Annotated in this window: 16 protein-coding genes; 9 read left to right on the top strand and 7 right to left on the bottom strand. The window is 73.2% G+C overall.

The genetic code is table 11. The annotated features are described in order from the left end of the window. Positions 1 to 397: 397 nt before the first annotated feature. Together ACFY9V_RS01145 and ACFY9V_RS01140 are read left to right on the top strand one after the other, a co-directional pair. Positions 398 to 2221, top strand: coding sequence for a protein kinase (locus tag ACFY9V_RS01145; RefSeq protein WP_391158529.1), 1824 nt, complete (start codon positions 398 to 400; stop codon positions 2219 to 2221). 34 nt (positions 2222 to 2255) lie between these two features. Further along, the gene (locus ACFY9V_RS01140) at positions 2256 to 3104 is read left to right on the top strand and encodes a hypothetical protein (protein ID WP_391158526.1); all 849 of its coding nucleotides are present in this window, start codon (positions 2256 to 2258) and stop codon (positions 3102 to 3104) included. An 18-nt stretch (positions 3105 to 3122) separates the two neighbouring features. Here the strand turns inward: ACFY9V_RS01140 and ACFY9V_RS01135 are convergent, their stop codons facing one another. Then, positions 3123 to 6194, bottom strand: coding sequence for a glycosyl hydrolase (locus tag ACFY9V_RS01135; RefSeq protein ID WP_391158523.1), 3072 nt, complete (start codon positions 6192 to 6194; stop codon positions 3123 to 3125). Between the two features lie 340 nt (positions 6195 to 6534). Between ACFY9V_RS01135 and ACFY9V_RS01130 the strand changes: the two genes are divergently transcribed. Then, positions 6535 to 7239, top strand: coding sequence for an N-acetylmuramoyl-L-alanine amidase (locus ACFY9V_RS01130; RefSeq protein ID WP_391158520.1), 705 nt, complete (start codon positions 6535 to 6537; stop codon positions 7237 to 7239). Between the two features lie 188 nt (positions 7240 to 7427). Here ACFY9V_RS01130 and ACFY9V_RS01125 read toward each other — a convergent pair whose 3' ends face one another. Continuing rightward, positions 7428 to 8531, bottom strand: a complete 1104-nt coding sequence (locus ACFY9V_RS01125; protein WP_391158517.1) for an LLM class flavin-dependent oxidoreductase — start codon at positions 8529 to 8531, stop codon at positions 7428 to 7430. A gap of 158 nt (positions 8532 to 8689) precedes the next feature. Here ACFY9V_RS01125 and ACFY9V_RS01120 point away from each other — a divergent pair, with 158 nt between their 5' ends. Next, positions 8690 to 9010, top strand: a complete 321-nt coding sequence (locus ACFY9V_RS01120; RefSeq protein ID WP_391158514.1) for an SCO0607 family lipoprotein — start codon at positions 8690 to 8692, stop codon at positions 9008 to 9010. 76 nt (positions 9011 to 9086) lie between these two features. Here ACFY9V_RS01120 and ACFY9V_RS01115 read toward each other — a convergent pair whose 3' ends face one another. Beyond that, positions 9087 to 12578: a phosphodiester glycosidase family protein gene (locus tag ACFY9V_RS01115; RefSeq protein ID WP_391158510.1), complete on the bottom strand. Its 3492-nt coding sequence runs from the start codon at positions 12576 to 12578 to the stop codon at positions 9087 to 9089. Positions 12579 to 12918: 340 nt separating this feature from the next. Here ACFY9V_RS01115 and ACFY9V_RS01110 point away from each other — a divergent pair, with 340 nt between their 5' ends. Then, positions 12919 to 13788: a hypothetical protein gene (locus ACFY9V_RS01110; protein ID WP_391158508.1), complete on the top strand. Its 870-nt coding sequence runs from the start codon at positions 12919 to 12921 to the stop codon at positions 13786 to 13788. A 100-nt stretch (positions 13789 to 13888) separates the two neighbouring features. Here the strand turns inward: ACFY9V_RS01110 and ACFY9V_RS01105 are convergent, their stop codons facing one another. Together ACFY9V_RS01105 and ACFY9V_RS01100 are read right to left on the bottom strand one after the other, a co-directional pair. Then, positions 13889 to 15022, bottom strand: coding sequence for an N-acetylmuramoyl-L-alanine amidase (locus tag ACFY9V_RS01105; protein ID WP_355339846.1), 1134 nt, complete (start codon positions 15020 to 15022; stop codon positions 13889 to 13891). A 54-nt stretch (positions 15023 to 15076) separates the two neighbouring features. Beyond that, on the bottom strand, positions 15077 to 15484 hold the full coding sequence (locus ACFY9V_RS01100; protein WP_391159593.1) for a hypothetical protein: 408 nt from the start codon (positions 15482 to 15484) through the stop codon (positions 15077 to 15079). On the opposite strand from ACFY9V_RS01100, the gene ACFY9V_RS01095 reads away from it, so the two are divergent. Then, on the top strand, positions 15423 to 17978 hold the full coding sequence (locus tag ACFY9V_RS01095) for a lamin tail domain-containing protein (RefSeq protein WP_391158507.1): 2556 nt from the start codon (positions 15423 to 15425) through the stop codon (positions 17976 to 17978). The two genes, ACFY9V_RS01100 and ACFY9V_RS01095, sit on opposite strands and share 62 nt — an antisense overlap. Positions 17979 to 18474: 496 nt before the next feature. On the opposite strand, the gene ACFY9V_RS01090 is transcribed toward ACFY9V_RS01095, so the two are convergent. After that, positions 18475 to 19140, bottom strand: coding sequence for a redoxin domain-containing protein (locus ACFY9V_RS01090; protein WP_391158503.1), 666 nt, complete (start codon positions 19138 to 19140; stop codon positions 18475 to 18477). 122 nt (positions 19141 to 19262) lie between these two features. On the opposite strand from ACFY9V_RS01090, the gene ACFY9V_RS01085 reads away from it, so the two are divergent. Beyond that, on the top strand, positions 19263 to 19898 hold the full coding sequence (locus ACFY9V_RS01085; RefSeq protein ID WP_355339855.1) for a TetR/AcrR family transcriptional regulator: 636 nt from the start codon (positions 19263 to 19265) through the stop codon (positions 19896 to 19898). A 514-nt stretch (positions 19899 to 20412) separates the two neighbouring features. Here ACFY9V_RS01085 and ACFY9V_RS01080 read toward each other — a convergent pair. Further along, the gene (locus tag ACFY9V_RS01080) at positions 20413 to 21081 is read right to left on the bottom strand and encodes an SUMF1/EgtB/PvdO family nonheme iron enzyme (RefSeq protein WP_391159535.1); all 669 of its coding nucleotides are present in this window, start codon (positions 21079 to 21081) and stop codon (positions 20413 to 20415) included. A 269-nt stretch (positions 21082 to 21350) separates the two neighbouring features. Between ACFY9V_RS01080 and ACFY9V_RS01075 the strand changes: the two genes are divergently transcribed. After that, positions 21351 to 21791: a VOC family protein gene (locus ACFY9V_RS01075; protein WP_391041758.1), complete on the top strand. Its 441-nt coding sequence runs from the start codon at positions 21351 to 21353 to the stop codon at positions 21789 to 21791. Between the two features lie 44 nt (positions 21792 to 21835). Beyond that, on the top strand, positions 21836 to 22642 hold the full coding sequence (locus tag ACFY9V_RS01070; protein WP_391158500.1) for a cytidylate kinase family protein: 807 nt from the start codon (positions 21836 to 21838) through the stop codon (positions 22640 to 22642). Positions 22643 to 22648 lie beyond the last annotated feature (6 nt).

The following is a 22648-nucleotide window of genomic DNA, read 5'->3' as shown; positions in this document are numbered from 1 at the left end:
CTGACGCTGTTCGGCCCAGCCTACTGTCCCGATATGCGCGCGGCGGGTCGCCGTATCGGCGGCGGCCGGTCCGCTGCCGGTCCGCAGCCGCAACGTCTCGTCGTAGACGCCGAGCCGCCCGTCGCACTGCCCCGGCGGCGGTTCCACCGGATCGCCCGTCGCGAACTGCGGCCCGACCCGCACCGCCGCCACGGCCCCCACCGTCCCCCGCATGCCCACTGTCACCACCCTGCGCGGCCACGGCTACCGTCTCGACCCGCCGCCGCCCTTCCGCCGTCCGCCAGGGGGTGCCGGGGAACCCCGGTCGCAGTAATCTGCGTCGACGCCTATGAGCGCGCGTGAGCGCGGCGACGGCCGCCGGGGGGCGGGCAGGGGCGGATGAGGGGGACGGCACACGATGGACGGAAACGACGGCTCCGGCAGACCGGCGTACGACCCGGCCAAGGGCTACGGCGGCACGGGCCACGGCGGCGGGGGCGGGGACGGGCTGTGGAGCGTGCCCGGGTACAGACACGAACGTGACCTCGGCGCGGGCGCGTCCGGCCGGGTCGTGCTGGCCACGCACGTCGCCACGGGGACGGCGGTGGCGGTCAAGTACCTCGCGGGACCCCTCGGCGGCGACCCGCGCTTTCGAACCGCCTTCCGCGCCGAGGCGGAACTCCTCGGCGGCCTGCACTCGCCGTACATCGCGCGCTTCTACGAGTACGTGGAGGACGGCGGGAACGCCGCGATCGTGATGGAGCTGGTCGACGGCATCGCGCTGCACGCGCTGCTGCGGCAGGAGGGCGCGACCGATCCGGAACCGGCGCTCGCGGTGCTGAAGGGCTCGCTGCTCGGCCTGGCCGCCGCGCACGCGGCGGGGGTGGTGCACCGCGACTACAAGCCCGCGAACGTGCTGGTCACCACGGACGGCGTGTCCAAACTGGTGGACTTCGGCGTCGCGGTGCGCAGCGGCGAGACGGGCGCGGTCGCGGGCACGCCGTCGTACATGGCGCCCGAGCAGTGGGCGGGCGGCCCCGCCACCCCGGCGACCGACGTGTACGCGGCCACCGCGACCTTCTACGAGTGCCTGACCGGCAGCAAGCCGTACTCCGGCCCGACGATGTTCGAACTGGCCGTGCAGCACGCCGAAGCGCCCATCCCCGACGAGCGGGTGCCGGAGCCGGTGCGCGGTCTGGTCACCCGCGGTCTGGGCAAGACCCCGCAGGAACGCCCGCAGAGCGCGGCCGAATTCGTCGCGGAGCTCCAGGCGGTGGCGGGCGCCGCGTACGGCGAGGACTGGGAGGAGCGCGGGCAGCGCAAACTCGCCGCGCTCGTGGCCCTGTTGCCGCTGCTGCTGCCGTTCGGCGGCGGCAGCGCCGCCTCGGGGACGACGGCCTTCGCGCACACGCAGCTCGGGCAGGGGGCGGGCGTCGCCTCCGGCGCGGCCCCCGCGCCGACTCCGGGCGCGGCGGCACCGGGCGACGCCCTGGTCGCGCTGGAGCGGCACCGCCCGGTACGCCCGGCCCGCTTCGGGCGGCGCGCCAAACTGGTGGCGGGCGCGGTCGCGGCCGTCCTGATATCCACCGGGCTCGTCGTGACCGCGGTGGCCACCGGCGGCGACGGTCCCTCCGACGAGGTCACCGCCGCCTCGACCCCCTCGGCCCTGACCTCCCTGGTCTCCGGCCAGCCCGTCGCCCCCGCGACCGCCACCCCGGCGTCCGGTTCCCCGTCCGCGTCCCCCTCGGCATCGGGGTCCGCGTCCCCGTCCCCGTCCGCCTCGGACAGCGCCTCACCGAGCGGTACGACGACGACGGCGCCGGTCGATCCCCCGACGACATCGGCGCCGACATCGACGCCCCCCACCACGGCGCCCACGACGCCGCCGACGACACCGCCGACCACGACGACGCCGCCCGCGCTGGTCGTGGACTCGGTCGCCATCGTGCGGTTCATCTGTAGCGCGGGCGCCGGGCACACGGCGGTCGCGGCGGTCACCGTGCAGGGCAACGGAGCCGACGACGGCACCTTGGTCCTCACCTGGGCGCACACCACGGCGTCGGGACTCGTGTCGGGAGCGGTCACCGAGTCGTACCCGATCCCCAGGGGCGAGACGTCCTCCACCCAGTCCTACACTCACGCGTTCGGCTTCAGCCGCTTCCCCGGCTGGACGCTCACCGTCTCCTCGACGCCCGCCGCGGGCAAGGGGAACGGCTCCTCACAGACGATCGACGCCTGCTGACCCGCACTTCGGCCCTCCGCCAAGGAACCCGCCCATGCCGCACGACCGTGACCGCGACCAGAGCCGTGACCCACGCCTGCACTTCAGCACCCGGCCGCAGGCCGCCCCCGCCCCCGCCCCCGCCCCCGCCGCGCCGGACGACGGCACCTTCCGGCTCAGCGACCTCGGCTTCGGCGGCGCGAGCGATACGGACGGCGCGAGCGGTACGGGCGGCGCGAGCGATACGGACGGCGCGCGCGGTACAGGCGGCGCGAGCGCCGGGGGCCGTGCGGGCGGCACCGAGGAGCCGGACGGCGCGACCGTACTCGACCCCGACTCCTGGTCCAGCGAGGTCCCGGAGGCGGAGACCTTCGCGCCCGGGCTGCGCCGCTTCGGGCCCGGGGTGCCCGAAGGGCCCGAGCCGTCCGTCGGTACGGAGCGGACCGCCGCCGTGTGGCACGGCACCGTGCGGCCGGGGGAGCCGGTGCTGCCGCCCGAAGAGCCGCGCCGGAAAAGGGCGTTGGGCGGCTGGCTGCTCGCGCTGCTGGTGCTGCTCGGGGTGGTGGCGTATCTGCTGTGGCAGCACTGGCCGGGCTCGGTGAAGGTCGACGGCGTCAGCGTCCGCAACGACACCGCCGTCCAGGGCTGCCACAGTACGGCGAAGGTGGTGGGCACGCTGCGGACCAGCGGGGACGCGGGAACGGTGCGCTACCGGTGGCGGCGCAGCGACGGCACGCTGTCCGACGAGTTGCGGCAGCGGGTGGCGAAGGGGCGGCGCAGTACGGATGTCGTGCTGCTGTGGTCCTTCGACGGCCGCGGCACGCTCCAGGCGACCGCGACCCTCGAAGTGCTCTCCCCGCAGCGGCAGTCGGGGTCGTACACCTTCACCTACCGCTGCTCCTGAGGCCGTTGACGCGCGCGGTCAGCCGATCCGCGCCTCCCCGTACGGGAGCAGCCGCACCGGACCGACCAGGCCGTACGGCTGGCGCGGCGATCCGCCGTAGACGCCCGGATCGCTGACGCGCAGCCGGTTGCCGAGGGTGGTGGCCACCTCGACCTCGATGGTGTTGTCGCCCTGGCGCAGCCAACCGCCCAGGTCCACCACGGGGTTGATGTGGTCGACGGGGTCGAGGCGGTGGCCGTTGACCGTCACGCGGCAGGTGTCGTAGACCGTGCCGAGGTCGAGCAGCGCGCCGTGGCCGCCGGTCCAGGCGCGGCCGAGGCGGACGGTGGTGCGGTAGCGGCCGATGCCGGAGACGTCGGCGAGCGCGGGGATGTCGGGCCAGGCGGCGAGCGCGTCGAGGGTGAGCGCGCGGCGCACGACCCTCGTCTCGGTGGCGGTGGCGCCCGGCTGCCAGTCCTCGACGTCCAGCCGCCAGCCCGTGAGCTGGGTGGGCTGCGGCACGCCGGAGATCCGGCTGCGCACCGTGCGGCGGCCTTGGGACAGTTCGGTGACGTACTCGCCGTCGGCGGAGCCGCGTACGGTCAGCCGCCCGTCGGCGAAGAGCACGGTGTCCGCGGTGGTGGACACCGCGTGCGGGCCGCTGCCCGTGCGGTCGCCGAACAGGCCGGGCACGCCGAGCGCGACGACCATGGTCTCGCCGGGCTGGAGCGCGACGCGCAGCGTGACCGTGTCGCCGGTCTCGGTGTACGTGCCGATCCGCCGCACGCGTCCGGTCCACAGGTCCAGCAGGTACGGGACGTGGCGGGTGCTGCCCCGGCGCAGGGTCACCTCGTGGTCGACGGCGGCGACCGGCGGCTTGACCGTCTCGGCGTGCTTGCCGTTGCAGAAGTAGAAGTAGTCGACGCCGTCCGCGTACCGGTGGGCGTTGAGCAGCGTGGAACTGGTCGCGTACGAGACGAGCGGTGTCACGCCGAGGTCGGCGAGCGCGGCGCCCACCGCGGTCTTGTCGGTGATCTGCCGGACGCGCGGCTGGGCCAGCAACTGGGCCAGCACCGCGCGCAGTCGGGCGTCCTGCCCGCCGGTGTCCAGGCCGGGGACGGTCGCGGTGCTCCAGTCGCCGAGCAGCACGATCGGCAGCCCGGCCTTGGTGAACGCCAGGAATTTCTCGGCGACTTCGACCGGCAGCGTGCAGGTGGACCCGGCGAAGAAGTCGGCCTCCACGAACAGGGCGCGGTACGCGGGTCCGCCCGCCGCCAGCACCCCGTTGGTCACCCGCGCCGACGGCAGGCTCAGCAGCGGCTCGCTGATGAACTGGTGGTTCCAGCCCAGCGGTATGCCGGTCGAGGTGAACCAGGACGCGCCGATGCCGGTCGCGGTGTAGCCGGTCTGCCGGAAGATCGCCACGTCCTGGCGCGGCTTCCCCGCTTGCAGGACCTGGTGCACACGGGCCAAGTAGCCCGACGTGTCGGCGATGTGACGCCACGTCGGATGCCGCGGCCCCCACGACTCCCCGTAGCCGACACCGCCGTGGTACGGGGTGAAGGCCGCGTATCCCGGCCAGGCCACGCCGGGCAGGGCCGCGTACGAGAAGCCGTGGATCACCGTCTGGTTGACCCCGGCCGCGTACGCGCCGCCCATCGTGCGCAGGAACTTCTGCCAGGTGGTGCTGTACGCGCCGCCGGTGTACGCGCCCGACTCGCAGGACAGAATGGTGCTGCCCGCCATGTCCCGCCCGCCGGCCAGGCACCGGTAGTCGTCCAGGTTCTTGAAGCCCAGCGACTCGCCCTCGGGGATGTCCAGGAGCGCGGCGGTCGCGATGGCGTCGGTCTGGAGCCCGTACGGCTGCGCGCGCAGCTTCAGTCCGAAGGTGCTCGCCCACTTCTTGATCGCGGTGACGTGGTGGGTGTTGTACAGCTCGGAGACCGTCTGCCAGAAGTCGTGGCGTACGCGGACGGTCAGCGCGGCGCCGTACGCGTAGACCTGGTTGCTCTTGTTGAGCAGCAGCGCGGGCAGGTACGGCAGCAGGTCGTAGCCGCGGCGGCGGGCGAATTCGGCGGGCAGCGCCGGGGTCCACAGCAGGGCGCGCGACTCCAGCTCGATGGAGTCCTCGAAGAGGGCGCCGCCCGCGCGGGCGATCAGCCGGCGCACCGGGCGGGTCAGCAGGTCCGACTCCCAGAAGTCGGTGATCGCGCGGGTGCCGGCGGGGCTGAAGTGGTCCACGACGTACGCGGTCGGCGCGGTGTGCGGCCCCGCCTCGGGGGTCTGGCCGGTGCCGCGCAGCCAGTGGGCGAAGAGCAGCCAGGACCCGCCGTCGTCGGGCGCGGTCCAGGTGACGGCGCCGTTGGTGACCGTGCGCGTGAGGTCCACCAGGGTGGCCGGGTCGAGGCCGGTCTCCTTGCGGGTGCTGTTGGCGGTGTCGACACGGACCGCCTGCACGGCGAGCAGCGTGGCCTTCGCGGCGGCCGGGTCGGCGGCGACGACGGGGGCGGGGACGGGTCCCTCGTAACGGGCCCCGGCGGCCAACGCGGCGACACCGTAGGCGAGTTCCTGTACGGCGGCCGGGCTGTCCGGGGTGATCGTGGGGACGGCGGTCGGCCAGGCGGGGCCCGCGGTGAGGTCGACGGTCAGGCCGCGGCGGTCGGCCTGCTCCAGCGCGGCCTCCATCCCGGCGACCCAGCTCGCGCTGCCCCAGCCGTGGTGCGCGGTGTCCAGGACGGCCGGGTCGTCCACGCTGTGGTGGACCGCGGCGATCTCGACGCCGCCGAAACCGGCGTCCGCGATCTGGTCGATCTCGCGGCGGATCTCGGCGGGCTCGACCAGCCCGTCCGGCCACCACCAGCGGAATTTGGGCCGGACGGGGGCGGGCGGGGCGCTGAACCAGGAGGCGGAGCCGGGGGCGCCGGGTCGGCACGGGGCCGGGTGCGCGGAGGCGCTGCCCGCCGCTCTCGCTCCTTCGGCCGCGTGCGCGGTGCCGGTGGCCGCGCCCCACGTGAGGGCCGCGCCCGCGGCGGCTCCGGCCTGGAGGACGCGGCGGCGGCCGACACCGGTGTCCGGGCGGCTGTCGTCGGCGTGGCTGGCGTCGTCGGTCATGGTGCGCGTCTCCTCGTATGAAACGTTTTAAGTTCCGGGCGGACGCTATGGCCGAGAATCGTCAGACGTCAAGGGGGTGGACTTGCCGGATTCATTGAACAGATTCAATCGGGCGGGGAAATGCATGCCGCGGGGCCGAGGGCGGAACCCGTGGCGCGCGCCCGTCCGCCGCGCGCCCCGCCCCGTGTCCGCCCCGCGCCCGGCACCGCGTCACGCTCCGCCGTATGGAGGAAAGTTTCATCCGCACTCTGTTCTGCGGTGGTTACTTGGCATTAAGTTCCAACGACAGCTGCCCGCACGGAATTTGACGCTCTCCCTCACCCCCACCACGGGAGCACACATGTCGGTCCCTGAGCACTTCGCCATGCCCCGCACCGCCCAGTCCCGCGCCGCCCTGTCCCGCCGCCGCTTCCTCGCCTCGGCCGCCGTGCTCGGCGCGAGCGCGGGAGCCGTGATCGTCGGCGCCGCGCCCGCCTCCGCCTCCGCCGCGCGGATCGTCCCCGAGCCCAACATGTTCGACACCACGGCGTGGGGCGCCCGCCCGCCGTCCTCCCCGGTCAGCCTGGCCGGGAACAACCCCAACAAGATCGTCGTGCACCACACCGCGTTCGCGAACACCGCCGACTCCGGCACGTCCGGCTCGTTCGCCATCGCGCACGAGATCCAGGACCTGCACATGGACACCAACGGCTGGATCGACACCGGCAACCACTTCACCATCAGCCGGACCGGCATCATCATGGAGGGCCGCCACCGCAGCCTGGAACGGCTGCTCGCGGGCAGCAACATGGTCGTCGGCGCCCACACCGTCGGCCAGAACACGCAGGGCATCGGCATCGAGAACAACGGCACGTACACCTCGGTCGCGCCGCCGTCGATCCTCTACGCCAGCCTCGTCAGCCTCTGCTCGTACATCTGCTACAAGTACGGCCTCGCGCCGACGCAGATCTTCGGGCACCGGGACTTCAACGTCACCGAGTGCCCCGGCGACAAGCTCTACGCGATGCTGCCGCAGCTCCGGTCGGACGTGGCGTCCCGGATGTAGCGGCGGGTCCGCCCGGTGCGGCGCCGGGCCCGCGCGGGTTCGGCGCCGCGCCGTGCGGACCTCCGGGTTCGGCGCCGCGCCGGGCCCGCGCGGACGCCCAGGAGGCCGCCGAGTCCTCGACACCTGGCAGGCCGCCCACGCGTCCCGTACCGCGGCCCCGCTGTCGAGGCACGGCTGTCGAGGCACGGCTACGAGGACTGAACCGGGCGCCAGCCCAGGGCCGGGCCCAGGGCGCCGGCGAGGTCGGTGAGGATCTGGACGTAGTCCTCGTGGGCGAAGGTGAAAGGCAGGGCGAAGGCGACCTCGTCGATCTCGCGGAAGGCGGCGTGGGCGTGGAGGCGTTCGGCGAGCTGGGCCGAGGGGCCGACGAAGTCGGGGGAGAAGAGCATGCGCGCCGGGCCCTGCGGAGCCGTGGTGCGCGGGAGGCGCTTGCGGGCGTACTCCTCGTAGCGGGCGCGCTGCGCGGGCGTGGCGCTGTCGGTGGGGATGACGACGAGGTCCTGCGAGACGCGGGCGCGGTCGCCGTCGGGGTGGTGGGCGCGGAAGGTCCTGATGTGGGAGAGCTGGATGTCGGCGAAGTCCGGCGCCGGGCCCGTCACCGCCGCCTCGGCCGCCGCCGGATTCTCCGACTCCGCCGCCTTCGCCGCCTTCTCCGGCTTCTCCGGCTCCTCCGCCTTGACGACGCTGCTCGTCAGGAAATTCATGCCGTTCTCGCCCGCCCACCGCGCCGACCGCAGGCTCGCGCCGCCGTACCAGAGACGGCCGCCGAGGCCGGGGGAGTGCGGCTGGACGCGGTCGGAGAAGACCTCGATGCCCTCGACGCCGCTGAAGTCGGTGGCGCGCTCGCCGCGTACGAAGTCCAGCAGCCGCCGGACGCGCGGGTAGCCGAAGTCCTCGGCGTCGGCGGTGTCCGGGTAGAGCGCGGGCCCGACCTGCTCGAAGTGCGTGGGCGGCCCGACGCTGACGCCGGGGTTGAGCCGTCCGCCGGACAGGATGTCGACCGTCGCCAGATCTTCGGCCAGCCGCAGCGGATTCTCCCAGCCCAGCGGGATGACGGCGGTGCCCAGCTCGATCCTGCGGGTGCGCTGGCTCGCCGCCGCCAGCACGGCGACCGGCGAGGAGATCCCGTACTGGAGGTGCCGGTGCCGCACCCACGCGCTGTCGAAGCCGAGCCGTTCGCCCAGCTCGATGATCTCCAGCGTCGACTCGTGCCCCCGCCGGGGATCGGCCTCGTCGAACAGCCCGATGGTCAGGAAGCCCAGCTTCCGCAACGGCTCGGATTCCAGCGGCACAGCACGCCTCCCACGTTTCCGTCCATACTCACGCCCGCCCGCCGCCCCCGCACTCCGTACCCACCGCGACCTGAGTACGAGCACGGATGATTCGGACACATCCGCGCGGCCACACTGGTCCAGGAGCGAAGATCACCTACGCGAGAGGCGGCAGCGCCGTGCAGACCAACCATCCCCGTCGGCCCCGGATTCCCGCCGGCCCCCGGCTCACCCTGATCGGACTGTCCCTCGCGGGCGTCGCCTTCATGGGGCTCGGCTCTGCGTGCAGCATGCAGGACGCGATGTGCTCGGGCGGGGAGTACCCGGTGGCGTCGGTCGGGCCCCCGGCGGGCGGCGGGGCCTGCGTGTCGGACAAGGAGGAGCCGCCGAAGGGCTTCGTGCGCTACCCGAAGGGCAAGGTCCCCCGGCACGTGGACGACAAGTGGGACAAGTACTGGCAGGAGCACTCCCTGGACGCCGACGGCAACGAGGTGAAGTGAGGCCCCGCCGCGGGGGCGGGACCTCACAAGGCGTGCCGGGCCCGCGTACGGATCGGCGTACGCGGGTACGTAGCGGCTACTTCAGCGTCACCGTCGCCGACGCCGTCAGGCCGCCCGAGGCGACCGTCACCGTGACCGTGCCGCGCCGCAGCGCGGTGAGCGTGGCGGTCGTCGGGTCCAGGACCGCGAGGGTCCCGGGACGGCGCTTGGCGGCCTTGGCCTCGGAGGGCGAGTCGGTGACCAGGACGCCCGCGGACCCCGACCAGACCACCGTGGCGGGGTAGCGCAGCGGAAAGCGCAGCCCGAACTCGCTGGTGATGCCGGTGGCCGCCAGAGCGGCCGACGTGCCGACGGGCACGGGACCGTCCGCCGTCAGCTCGATCCCGTCGATGACCGGGCGGCTCTCGGCCCGCAGCCACTCGCGGGTCCGCGGGCTCGGCTGCCCGGCCCGGACGCGCGCGGGCCTGGGGTCGACGCCGACGTGCATCCAGCCGAAGAAGCCGCCCTGGTCGGGCGAGCTGTAGGGCGTCTTGCCCACGGCCGGGGTGGTGACCTCCAGGACGCCGTCGGTCCGCGTGACCGACGCGGTGTGCGCGTGGCCGGTGAAGAGCGCGACCGGCTTGCCGGAGGTCTCCCGGAAGTCGGCCAGCCACTTCTGGAGGAGCCCGGCCTCCAGTTGGTCGGCGAGCTGTGAGGCGCCCGCGCCCGAGGGGTCCCGCAAGGGGTGGTGGAAGGACAGCACGACACCGGTCACCGACCGGTCCCTGGCCGCCTTCGCCAACTCGGCCTGGAGCAGCGGCACTTGGTCCCAGTCTGAGGTCCGCATGTCGCCGGTGTGCGAGTCCAGCAGGATGAAACGGGTCCCCTTGTGGTCGAAGACCTGCCGGTTGGGGCGGCCGGTCACGGCGAGGAACGCGTCGAGGCCGCCGGTCGCGGACAGCCCCGCCTCGTGGTTGCCGGGCGTCCAGTACACCGGCAGCCCGGCCGGTACGTGGTCGCGCAGCAGCCCGTTGGCGAGTGCGAAGTCCTCGGGGTTGTTGTTGTCCACGAAGTCGCCGTTGATCAGCAGGAAGTCCGGCCGGGTCGCGACGGCCTGGCCGAGCGCGGTCACCGCCTGCCGCCCGGAGAAGGAGTCGAGCCCGGCCGCCGCGCTGACGTGCAGGTCGGACAGGACCGCGAAGGTCCACCGCCGGTCCGGCAGTCCGCCCTGCTCGACGACGTACGGGTCGGGCTGCGGGGCCTGCGAGGTGTCCGGCTGCTGCCCGACCTGCGCGGCGAGCCCGTCGAAGTCGAGCCGCCCCGCGTTCTTGTTGGTCTGCGACGTCTCCGCGATGTAGATCCGCAGCAGCGTGACCGGCTCCGAGTACCCGGCGGGGAGGTCCCCGACGACCCGCCGCCACCCCGTCCAGTCCACGGTCAGCGCGAGCGTGAACGGCACATTGGTGGTGCCCTGCGAGTACATCATGCAGCGCAGCCAGTGGTTGTTGCCGTCGCCGTTGACCCACAGCGCGATCCGCTTCGTGCCCGTGGGCAGCGTGATCGGACCGCCGCCGGCCACCGCGTACGCCGCCGACGTACTCGTCTGCCCGGTGAAGTCGTACGTGAGCCGCAGCGCGTGGTTGTCGGCCGCCGCGCCCGGCCGGTCGGGGGCGGCGACGAAGGCGACCGACGCCGTGCCCCGCGCGGCCAGCGCCGTCCAGTTCTCGGCCGGCTCGAACTCGGCCAGCGACACGTCGACCAGGCCGACCGTCACCGGCAGCCGGGCCGTCACGCCCCCCACGGTCGCCGTCAGGACGGTGGCCTTGCCGACCGCGCCCGCGTCACCGGTGATCCGGAGGCTGCCGTCCGGCTGCGCGGCCACCGTGATCAGGGCCTTGTCGTAGGCGAGTCGGACGTCACGCGGCGCGACGGGCGCGTCGAAACCGTCCGCGTCGTATCCGGTCAGGCTGACCGACGCGGTCGCGCCGGGGTCGATGGTGACGGCCCGCTCGGTGAACGCCAGCCGGTGCAGGTCGCCGAGGACCCGCAGTTCGTGCGCGCCGTCCGCGTCCCCGGACCGGGCGCGCAGCGTTCCCGCGCCGGGCTTCCTGGCGCGGAAGACGCCGTCGCGCGCGGTGCCGAGGGAGCCGGGCGAGGCCGACCACCGTACGGGGTCGCGGTGTTCGTCGATCGGCACCGGCGCCCACGTCTCGTCGTAGCCCGCCGCCGCGACGTCCACGGTCAGCCCCGGCACGACGCGGTCGGCGCGCGGGCGTACGTCGAGGCCGCGCAGCCGGCCCGAGCCCTTGCGGGCGGCGAAGAGGCCGACGCCGTTGGGCACGGGCCGCTCGCCGCCGTCCGAGGGGGTGTTGACGACTCCGGCCCCGGTGTCGCCGGGCCTGCGGGCGACGATCTCGGTGGAGCCGCCGCCGTCGAGCATGAACGCCTCGGTGGCGCCGAGCCGCACCAGCAGCTTGGCGGTGTCGTCGAAGCTGAGCCCGGCGGAGAAGTTGGCCGAGCCGTCGATCGCGACGAGCAGCAGGCGGTGGCCGCCGTCCAGCCACGCGATGGCGGTGCGCGGCTTGGCCGCGTCGTTGCCGGTGCTCGGCGGGAAGTCGATCGCCGTGCCGCCGCGCACCAGCACCTCGCCGCTGCCGAGCGCGGTGCGCAGTGCGACGGGCGCGTTCGTCCGCGGCGCGAAGTCGACGGTGACGGCGTCGCCGGGCTTGGCGGCGGCCAGTTGGGCCGCCGCCGCGCCCCGGCCGAGCACGACGAGGCCGCCGTCCGGCACCGCGGTGTCGGTGAGTCGGGCGTTGACGGCGGTGATCTTCCCGCCCGCGACGACGAGTTCGGTGTACGGGCCCGCGTCCTGGATGAGCGTGCGGCGCCCGGCGCCCCACTTCGGGGTGTACGCGGCGACGCCGTCGGCGGGCACCGAGGGCGAGTTGAGGGCGGTGAGCGGCCGTCGCGTCCCGGCGACCGTGACCGTACCGGTGAGCACCAGGTCGGCCAGCCGGGCCACCCGGTCGGCGCCGATCGCCGCGACAGTCGCCGTCTTGTTCGTGCCCTTGCGGAGTGTGCCGTCCTGGATTTCCGGGCCCTCGGCCGCGAAGGTCTCGGTGATGTCGAAATAGTCGCCGTTGACGGCGGCCACGGCGTGCTGCGCGTTCGCCGCCTGGGCGAGCGGACGCGGATCGCTCACCTTGTCCGCGACGAGGTCCACGCCGACCGACGCGTTGCCGAGATCGGCGTTGAGCACATGGACCCGCGTCCAGCCGGTGCGGCCGAATGTGTCGAAGGAGGTGAGGACGATACCCGGCGCGACCGGGTAGTCCGCGCGGCCCGCCACGAGGGATTCCCCCGGAACGGCCAACTGGTAATTCGGCGGCTTGTATTCGGCGTAACCGGGGTATTTCGCCGATTCCGGCGGAGTGAACGCCGGTGTGCTCCCGGCCTGTCCCGATGTGCCCTGTCGGCTCGTTTGCGCGCTCGCGGTTCCGGCGGTCGCGGTGAGTCCGGCGGCGACGGCGCCGACGATGAGGCCGCGTCGCGTTATCCCCGAGGCGGCACTGGTTTGCTGATTCTCCATGGCGCATCACGCTATGGGTTTTTACCGTCGATGAGATGAACGAAAACGTAGGTGAGGACATCGGGTTGCCGGTGCGCGGGCGGATTGCGCCCGAACGGCACCGTGGGCGGCGCCGCCTGCCGCACTTCACGTCGTTGACGCGAGTGCGGAACGTCCGCATTTGGCGGGCACGTCGGGATATTGCCGCCCAGGAGGCGGCGCGGCTTTTCAAAAAACACACAGGTCGCTTGCAACCCCTCCCGTTACAGCTGTTAGTTTCGGTCGGGCTGCCCCTTCGCGGGGGACGTGGACATCCCTGCGGCCCACCCTCGGCCGCGAAGCCAGCGGAGAAAGACCACGAATGGATTACTGCTACACGTGCCGCCGCTCCGTCAACGGGGCGCTGGTGTGCCCGGGTTGCGGCGCCTACGCGCCGGAGACGGACGCGGCACCGGTCTCGTACGCGGACCCGGCGTCGTACGCGGACCCGGCTCCGTACGAGCCCGCCGCGTACATACCGGAGCCCTCCGTCTTCCCGGCCGCCCCTGTGGCGGTGGCCGCCCCTGCGGCTTCGGCTGGCGCCGCGGCTTCGGCTGCGGCTGACGAGGAGGGGACGGCGTCCGTCCTCGGGCCCTCCTCGCTCGTGCCCCGCTTGCAGGGCGGACGCGCCGCCCGGCGACGGCAGTTGGAGCGGTGGAAGAAGAACCGGCGCCGTGCGGGCGTCGCCACGGCGGTGGCCCTCTTCGGCGGCGGCGTGACCGTCGCGTCCATGCAGAACCACGGCTCCGGCCGGGGCACGACGGCGTCCTCGTCGTACGACACCGTGACGCCGGTGACGCTGCGCACCGACAACGCGCAGGCCACGGACCCGACGTCGGGCCCGCACGCCGCCGCGCCCGCCACCCAGCGGCACACCCGTACCCCGGCGCTCCCCACGACCCAGGCGACCCACCCGGCCGCCACCAACGCCGGTACGGCCCCGCTGCCCGCCACTTCCCCGGCCACCGGCCCGGCCCCGTCCGCCTCGACGGCTCCTTCGACGCCCCCGTCGACCGGCACCCAAGCCGTGAACACCGGCACCGGCACCGCCGCCGACACCCCCGCGGGCCCCGGCACGACGACGACGGCGCCCCCGGCCACCACCCCCGCCGACCCCGCGCCGCCGAGCACGTCCCCGACGACGCCGCCCGCGCACCAGGGCCTGTGCATCCTGATCCTCTGCCTGCCGTAAGACCCCGGCCGGGACGTGCCCCGTAGGGGCGTTGGCTCCGCCCCGACGGCGGCTCCAACGCCCCTAAAAGATCAGGTGCACCGCACCCGTATGGCGCGGGCTAACAGAAGGCCTCGCGGACCGACCCGCCGACCGCGGCACACCACGTGCTCAGGTCGACCTTGCCGTTGGGGCGCAGGCCGTGCAGCCGCTGGAGGTCCTGGACGGCCTTCTGGGTGGCGTGGTCGAAGGTGCCGTTGACCGTGACACCGGCGAAGCCCTTGAGGGCCAGGATCGACTGGAGGCCGCTCACCGGCAGCCCGGTGGCGTGCTTGTCGAGTACGGGCGCCAGCGCTTCCCACGTGGCGGTGTCGAAAGTGGCGTCGGGCGTGACCGGAATGCCGTGCGTGGTCTGGAAGTCGGCGACCACGGCGTTCATGTCGGTGCCGAAGACGCCGTTGGGCGTCAGCGCGGTGTACCCGGCGTTGTTGAGCAGGTACTGCGCGACCCCGACGACCTGGCTGTCCACGAACCGCCAGATGTCCGGCCAGCGGCGCGCGGGGATGTCCCGCCGGGGCGTGCGCATCTGGGTCAGGACGCGCGAGCGGATCGTCGGGAACTGCGCGTAGAAGGCGGCGCCGGGACACTCGGTGCCGAGCCGGAAGTCCCAGTGCCCGAAGATGTCCCAGGCGTGCAGGTCGAACTGCCTGCACACGGCGACGCACAGCTCCACCAGGGAGTCGAGCAGCGCGCGCGGCGGCGTCTCCGTGATGTACGTGCCCTCGTTCTCGATGCCGATCGCGTTGCCGTTCTCACCGGGGCAGTGCGCGGCCGTGACCTGGTGTTCCCCGGTGACCAGCGTCTCCAGGCTGCGGTGCCTGCCCTCCATGACGTAGCCGCCGCGGCTGACGGTGAAGTGCTGGCCGGTGTCGGCCCAGCCGTTGGTGTCCATGTGCAGGTCCTGGCAGTCCTTGGCGAGCTGGACCGCGTGGGCGCGCGAGTAGTCCGTGACGTTGGGGAACGCCATGTGGTGCAGGATGATCTTGTTCGTGGTGTTGCCCGTGATCTGGATCGGGCTGGACGGCGGCCGGGCGCCCCATGTGTCGCAGTCGATGATCCACGGGAATTGCGGCGACGGCGCGGCGACGGCCGCTCCGGGCAAGGCCAGTTCGGTACCGACGACGGCGGCGACCGCTCCGCCCAGGCCGACTCTGAACAACGTGCGACGGTCGACCTCGTGCTCGTGTATGGCCAATGCATGCTCCCCGAGGAACGTGGCAGTCACTGTTAACTGCCGTGCACCCGGAGACTATTGAGCCTTCTGATGTCTGACCAGAATTGTTTCAAGATCGTGATGCTCGGTGGGGAACCGAAGGCTCACCTGGCGTTCGCCCGCGGTTCGCCCGCCATTCGCCGGGCTGCCGGAGGCTTCGCGGGACCCCTGCTCATTTCCCGCCGTGCCGACCGAAGAGGGACCCACAGCCTTGCAAACCTTGCATAAGAGATGGCGTGCGTCAATCACTCTGGGCGTCGCGTTCCTGACCGCGATTCCCTTTTTCCTCGCGTCCTCGTCCGCCGCCTCGGCGGTTTCGCCGGCCGGTTCGCCGACCGTTTCACCGACTGTTTCGCCGACGGCCGACGCGGCGCCTTCCGCCGTGAAAATCAATGAGGTCGAGTCCAATGGCGGAACGCCGGGCGACTGGGTCGAGTTGGTCAATTCGGGTGCGATTGCTGTTGATGTGTCGGGTTGGCTCGTCAAGGACAATGACGACTCCCATGTGTTCACGATTGCCGCCGGTACGTCGATCGCGCCCGGCGGTTTTCTCGCGCTCGACGTCGACCCCGTCTTCGGGCTGGGAAGCGCGGATTCCGCGCGGCTTTTCCTGCCCGACGGCGTGACCTTGGTGGACGCGTACTCCTGGACCGCCCACGCGGCGACCACATACGGCCGTTGCCCCGACGGCACCGGCGCTTTCGTCACCACGACCGCCTCCTCCAAGGGCGCCGCGAACGACTGCGGAGCGCCCTCGTCGGCCGTGAGAATCAATGAGGTCGAGTCCAATGGCGGAACGCCCGGCGACTGGGTCGAGTTGACCAACACAAGTCCCGTGTCCGTGGACATATCGGGCTGGCTCGTCAAGGACAACGACGACTCCCACGTCTTCACGGTCCCCGCCGGTACGTCGGTCGCGCCGGGCGGTTTCCTCGCCCTCGACGTCGAGTCGGCCTTCGGTCTCGGCGGCGCCGACTCCGCCCGCCTCTTCCTGCCGGACGGCACGACGCTGATCGACGCGTACTCCTGGACCGCCCACGCGGCGACCACGTACGGGCGTTGCCCCGACGGCACGGGCGACTTCGCGACGACGGCCGCCTCCACGAAGGGCGCGGCCAACGCGTGCGCCGGTCAGGTCGCGGCCTCCCCGTGGCCGGGCGGCTCCTCGGTGACCACGGTCGACGACGCGAACGTCTTCGGTACGAACCTGAGCGGCCTGGCGTACGAGGGCTCAGGCGGGCCGACTCCCGGTGTGCTGTGGGCGGTCAGGAACGGCCCCTCCACGCTGTACCGGCTGGAGTGGGACGGCGCCAAGTGGGCGCCGGACACCGCCGACGGGTGGAGCGCGGGCAAGGCGCTGCGCTACCCGGACGGGACCGGTGACCCCGACGCCGAGGGGGTCGCCCTGACGGGCGCGGGCCCTTCCGGCGGCGTCTTCGTCTCGACCGAGCGCGACAACGCGGTCAGCGGCGTGAGCCGTCCCGAGGTGCTGCGCTTCGACCCGCCCGGCACGGGGTCCGGCGCGCTGCGCGCCACCCGCGAGTGGAATCTGACCGCGGACCTGCCGCCGGTCGGCGCCAACAGCGGCCTTGAGGGCATCACTTGGGTGCCCGACAGCTACCTGACCTCGCACGGCTTCCGCGACCAGCACACGGGCGCCGCGTACTCCCCGGCCGCCTACCCCGACCACGGTGACGGCCTCTTCTTCGTCGGCCTCGAAGGCAACGGCAGCGTCTACGCGTACGCCCTCGACCAGTCCGGCAGCGGCTTCACCCGCGTCGCCGCTTTCGCCAGCGGCTTCCCGAGCGTCATGGAGCTCCAGTTCGACGCCGAGGCCGACCAGTTGTGGGCCGTGTGCGACGACACCTGCAACGGCCGTACGGCGACCTTCGCCGTGGGCGCCAACGGTGACTTCGCCGCCACCGGCCTCTACGAGCGCCCGGCCGCGATGCCCAACCTCAACAACGAGGGCTTCGCCTTCGCCCCGCGCTCCGAGTGCGTCGACGGCCGCAAGCCGGTCTTCTGGTCCGACGACAGCGACGACGGCGGGCACGCGTTGCGCGGCGGCACGATCGCCTGCGCGGCGGGCGGCGCCTTCCTGCCCCTGAACGGCTTCTCCGACGTGGCCCTCGGCGGCACCACCTCCGGCCGTGTCGTCGCCACCGGCGGCCGTACGGTCCTGGTCTCCGACGCCCGCGACCCCGCGGGCGTGCTGGTGTACGTCGGCCCTGGATCCGCCCCCGCCCAGGTCCAGTTGACCGGCGGCGCGGCCACGCTCTCCCTCGGGCGCGGCTCCTACGAGATCACCGGCTCCGGCCGCACGACCACCGTGCGTACGGTCGACGGCGAGCCCGCCGTCCTCGCCCCGGTCCCCGCGACCGTCGCCCGCGGCGCCTCCCTCACCTACACCGAGACCCCCACCGGCCTCACCGGCATCCGCCACGCCGGCTCCGTCACCTTCGGCCCCTGCACCGGCGTCGACATCCAGGACGTCATCCTCGGCACCCCCGGCAACGACCGCCTCACCGGCACCCCCGGCAACGACCTCATCCTCGGCCGCGGCGGCAACGACACCGTCGACGGCGGCGGCGGAAGCGACTGCGTCCTGACCGGCGCGGGCAACGACCGCATCTCCCTGCCGGGCACCGGCCCTTCGTACACCGACGCGGGCGGCGGCAACAACGTCGTCTCCACGGGCGACGGCGCCAATGTGGTCCTCGCGGGCAGCGGCAACGACCAGATCACGACGGGTGGGGGCGACGACCGTATCGACGCGGGCGGCGGCAACAACGTCGTCTCGGCGGGCGGCGGTTCCGACACCGTCCGGTCCACCACCGGCAACGACACCTTCGACTGCGGCCCCGGCCTCGACACCGCCCACCCCGGCACCGGCAACAACACCAACGTCGGCGGCCGTTGCGAGACCTTCCTGTCCTGACCCCCGCCAAGAGAGGCCGGGCCCCCCGCCCGGCCTCTCCCGTCCCCCCACACGCGGCGCCACCCCGCCGTACCCTGTACCCAGCCCCGGCACGCACTCCCACCGCGCGGCGATTCGCCCCGTTTGCCCGATCCTTGATGGTTGGTTCCATCCGCCTCCCCCCACTGCTGAACATGCACGTCAGCGAGACCGCCCCCCGCGCGTGCGGGGATGACCCCCCAGCCCGTGCCAGCTACGCGGGCCACAGCATCTGCCCCCCCGCGCGTGCGGGGATGACCCCCGGTCCCAGCAGTTCGCCGATGCCGTCACCGAACTGCCCCCCCCCGCGCGTGCGGGGATGAGCCCATGTGCTTGGTGACGGTCTTCTCCAGGGCGTCGTGCACCCCGCGGCGTGCGGGGATGGCCCCGGGGGCTACTTGGCGCTGTGCCCCGCGCATGGCGGCCCCCCGCGCGTGCGGGGATGACGTGTTTGCTCAGGGCGCGGCTCCGCCGAGGGCTATTCGAGGGCCGCGACGGCGGCAAGGATCTCGGCGGGTTCCGACCGCGTCGTGTAATCGGGGTGGACGTCGATCCAGCGGATGGAGCCGTCGGCGCCGACGAGGACGGTCGTGGCGAGCGGGAGAGCGGCGGACCCGTCGGCGTTGACGTCGGTGAGGCGGACGCCGAGGGACGCCTGGGCGTCCTGCGCGCTGTCGGCGAGGGTGAAGACGATGCCGAGCTGCGCGGCGATCTGGTTCCCCGGGTCCGACAGTACGGCGTACGACAGGCCGAGCTTCTCGGTCATCGTCAGCGAGCCGTCCGGCTTCTGCGGGCTGAGCGCGATCAGGGCGACGCCCCGCGCTCGGAGTTGGTCGACCAGGGCCTCCTGGTAGGTGCGCAAGGTCAGGTTGCAGTACGGGCACCAGACGCCCCGGTAGAAGACGACGACGGCCGGGCGCCCCGCCCGTACGGCCGAAAGGCTCGTCGGCCGACCGGTCGCGTCCAGAAGGTCGCCGTCGGGCATGGCGGTGCCCGGACCGGCGACGCCGTCCGGGACACCGGCCGCCATCAGCCGCCGCCTCTCGTTCTCGAAGGCGGTTCCGACCTCGGCGGGCAGCCGCCCGGCGGCCTGCGCCTGGACCTCGGCGGCCCGGTCGGCGACCGGGGTTGCGATGTCGTTCATGAGAGCGCCCCTTGCGTGCTGCGATTCGTGCTGCGATGGGCCCAGTGATTTCTGGGTCGCAGATTCCACTCTCGCGTCCAAAAAATGGGTTCTCAAGTCCAAAACGGTGTTAGCGTGGCGTCATGGCTACCGATACGCGCCCGACGGCCAAGCTGACGCCCAAGGGGCTGCGGACCCGGGCCCGTATCGTCGACGCCGCCGCCGAACTCGTTCACGAACGCGGCGTCGCGGGCGCCACCCTCGAAGACGTCAAGGCCGCGGCCCAGGTCAGCGGCTCGCAGCTCTACCACTACTTCGCCGACAAGGAAGCGCTCGTGCAGGCGGTGATCGACCGCCAGGCCGACGCCATCGTCACCACCACCGAGCAGGCGGGGCTCGACACGGTCGAGGGGCTGCGCGCCTGGCGCGACCTCGTCGTCGCCGAGGCCGGACGCCTCGACGGCCGGGGCGGCTGCCCGCTCGGGTCCCTCGGCGGTCAGCTCGCCGAGAGCGACGCGCGGGCCCGCGCTCGGGTCTCGGTCGGGTTCGGCCGCTGGTCCACCGTCATCGGCCAAGGGCTGGCCGCCCTGCACGCCGCCGGGCGCCTCCGGCCCGGCATCGATCCGGACGACCTGGCCGTCACCCTCCTCTGCGCCTTGCAGGGCGCACTCCTGCTCGCCCAGATCCAGCGGGACAGCCTTCCGCTGGAGACCGCACTCGACACTGTCCTGGCCCTGAGCCTCAGCCCCGGCGTCACCTTCGGCCAGCGCGCCGGATGACGTCCGACGGAACTCCGGGCGCCCCCGCCGCCTCGGTGCGGCGGAACGAACTGCGGTTCACCCCACGCTGATTGTTTGGGCCCAGCCCCCGTGAGTCGCCCGCACCAACGTCTTGACGCTCGGTCCAGCCTTGGCCCCTGCGGCCGCCTGCCGCGGCCATATCCTGTGCTCGGGGCCGTGCGGCCCGCCTTCAGGAGCCGCTTGCCCTATTCGCCCGATCCTCGACAGTTGGTTCAATCGGCCCCTGCCCCCTGATAACCCCGCACGTCAGCGAGCCTGCTCCCCGCGCAAGCGGGGATGACCCCGGTGTCGACGTCGTCGGCGGTGACCTGCACTGCTGCTCCCCGCGCAAGGGGATGACCCCGCGTACGGCACGCAGGCCAGCCCCGAGGGCATCTGCTCCCCGCGCGTGCGGGGATGACCCCGGCCCCAAGGCCGTGCGTTGGGGGAACGGCGATGCGTGTCCGGACGTGGGCGACCGTGGAGGTCGATCGTCCTGCGACCCTTACGGTCCTTACGGCCGGGGCGGCGACGGCGGCAGCGTAGAACGTGCGACGCGGAACCCCACGTCGTCGATTCCGAACGTCGGATGGCTGCGGCGCCGCACGGACGCGCGGCAGCTCCAGTGCTCGTCGGCCCAGCCGCCGCCGCGCAGCACCCGGTAGGTCCCGTACACCTCGGCGTCGTAGACGTCCCAGCACCAGTTCCACACGTTGCCCAACATGTCGTACAGGCCGAAGGCGTTGGGCTCCTTGCCGCCGACGGGGTGCGTACGCCCGTCCGAGTTCCCCTGGTGCCAGGCGACGGCGTCGAGCTGCCCGTACCTCGGCCCCGTCGTCCCCGCCCGGCAGGCGTACTCCCACTCGGCCTCGGTCGGCAGCCGGTAACCGTCCGCCGTCTCGTCCCACTCCGCCCGCTCGGCCTCACGGTCCAACGCGTACGCGGGCGTCAGCCCCTCCCGTCGCGACAGGGCGTCGCAGAACTCCGCCGCGTCCCACCACGAAACCCCCTCCACCGGCAGCCGCCCGCCCTCCACACTGCTCGGCCTCCGGCCGGTGACCTCCGCGTACGCCTCCTGCGTCACCGGCACCGCCGCCATCTCGAACCCCGCGACCTCGACCTGCCAGCTCTTCTGCGTCCGCCGGTCCGACACCGTCACCCGTCCCGCCGGGACCCCCACCATGTCCTCCACAGCCGGCCACCCTACCGACCACCCCGTATACGCCCCCACGGCCCGTCGGCACCGTCCCCCACCAGGCGGCCACCCGCCCCATTCGCCCGCCCCCGCGACCTTGCCGAACCCACCCCCACCCGCCGACAATCCCCCAGGTCAGCCCCTCCGCCGCCCCCGCGTAATGCGGGGAAGACCCCCTCCCCGGAAGTCGAGGTAGTCGCGGTCGGCCCTCGTCCGCGTCGGCCGCGATTGTCCGAGGTGCGCGTTACGGTCCTGTCATGGCAGCAAGAATCGATCTGACCCTTGATTGCGCGGACGCGAAACTCCTCGCCACGTTCTGGAAGACGGCCCTGGGGTATGTGGACGAGCCGCCGCCCGCTCCCTTCACGACCCGTGAGGAGTGGCTGGCGCAGTTCGACCTTCCGGAGGACGACTCCGCGGACGACGGCGCGTGGCTCTGCGATCCCGACGGCGTCGGCCCCCGGTTCTGCATCCTCAAGGTCCCCGAGCCGAAGACCGCCAAGAACCGGCTCCACATCGACGTCCGGGTGCCGGGACACGGCAGCCCCGACGAGCGGTGGGCACGGATCGAGGCGGAGTCCGAGCGGCTGGTGAAGGCGGGCGGGGTCGTCCTGGAGGAGTTCGAGGGGCACCATGTGGTGATGGCCGACCCCGAGGGCAATGAGTTCTGCGTTGCCGCGGCCTCGGCGGGAGGCTGACCGGGGACGGCATCCGCCCGCCCCTCACGTGGGGAGGGGCGGCGATGGAGCAGGGCACCCGTCAGGAGCTCATCGATCGGCTGGCGGAGGCGGTCGGGGCGGCCGGGGCGGTCACGGCCGGGGCAGCCGGGGTGGCCGGGGCGGTCACGGCCGGGGCAGCCGGGGTGGCCGGGGTGGCCGGGGCGGTCACGGCTGGGGCAGTCACGACAAGGCACCCGGTGCGGGTCGCGGTCGACGGGCCGCCGGCCGCGGGGAAGACGACCCTGGCCGACGAACTCGCCGTCGTGCTGCGGACGCGGGGCCGCGAGGTCATCCGGGCGACGGTGGACGACTTCCTCGTCCCGCGCGCACAGCGCTACCGGCGCGGCCGGTACACCGCCGAAGGCTGCTACTTCGACGCCCACGACCGCGCCGCGCTGTGCCGGTTCCTGCTCGACCCGCTGGGACCTGGCGGAGACCGGAGGTTCCGAACGACGGCCTACGACGCGCAGACCGACACCGCGCTGTCGCCACCGGCCGCGACCGCCCCGGCGGACGCCGTACTCCTCTTCGACGGCGTCTTCCTCCTGCGCCCCGAACTCCTCGACCGGTGGGACCTGCGCGTCCTCGTGTCCGTCCCCTTCGAGCAGACGGTGGACCGGGCCCGGAGCCGAGACGCGGCACTGACGGCCGCCGCCCGGAGCCGGGACGCGGCGCTGACGGCCGCCGCCGAGATCGAACGGTCCTGGCGCGACCGCTACCTCCCCGCCCAGCGGCTCTACGCCGCCACGGCCCACCCCGCCGACCACGCCGACATCACCGTCCACAACACCCGCCTCCAGAACCCGAGTTGGGAGGTCAGGCCGGGCTGACCGGGA

The organism is Streptomyces sp. NPDC008317 (assembly GCF_042955955.1).
Lineage (GTDB): Bacteria > Actinomycetota > Actinomycetes > Streptomycetales > Streptomycetaceae > Actinacidiphila.
The sequence above is the reverse complement of the archived record's forward strand: the minus strand, read 5'-3'. Positions and strand labels throughout refer to the sequence as shown.

Excerpts from the sequence above, each read along its gene's own strand:
- ACFY9V_RS01145 (WP_391158529.1), top strand. The coding sequence starts at position 398 with ATGGACGGAAACGACGGCTCCGGCAGACCGGCGTACGACCCGGCCAAG.
- ACFY9V_RS01140 (WP_391158526.1), top strand. The coding sequence starts at position 2,256 with ATGCCGCACGACCGTGACCGCGACCAGAGCCGTGACCCACGCCTGCAC.
- ACFY9V_RS01135 (WP_391158523.1), bottom strand. The coding sequence starts at position 6,194 with ATGACCGACGACGCCAGCCACGCCGACGACAGCCGCCCGGACACCGGT.
- ACFY9V_RS01130 (WP_391158520.1), top strand. The coding sequence starts at position 6,535 with ATGTCGGTCCCTGAGCACTTCGCCATGCCCCGCACCGCCCAGTCCCGC.
- ACFY9V_RS01115 (WP_391158510.1), bottom strand. The coding sequence starts at position 12,578 with ATGGAGAATCAGCAAACCAGTGCCGCCTCGGGGATAACGCGACGCGGC.
- ACFY9V_RS01110 (WP_391158508.1), top strand. The coding sequence starts at position 12,919 with ATGGATTACTGCTACACGTGCCGCCGCTCCGTCAACGGGGCGCTGGTG.
- ACFY9V_RS01090 (WP_391158503.1), bottom strand. The coding sequence starts at position 19,140 with ATGAACGACATCGCAACCCCGGTCGCCGACCGGGCCGCCGAGGTCCAG.
- ACFY9V_RS01085 (WP_355339855.1), top strand. The coding sequence starts at position 19,263 with ATGGCTACCGATACGCGCCCGACGGCCAAGCTGACGCCCAAGGGGCTG.
- ACFY9V_RS01080 (WP_391159535.1), bottom strand. The coding sequence starts at position 21,081 with ATGGTGGGGGTCCCGGCGGGACGGGTGACGGTGTCGGACCGGCGGACG.
- ACFY9V_RS01075 (WP_391041758.1), top strand. The coding sequence starts at position 21,351 with ATGGCAGCAAGAATCGATCTGACCCTTGATTGCGCGGACGCGAAACTC.
- ACFY9V_RS01070 (WP_391158500.1), top strand. The coding sequence starts at position 21,836 with ATGGAGCAGGGCACCCGTCAGGAGCTCATCGATCGGCTGGCGGAGGCG.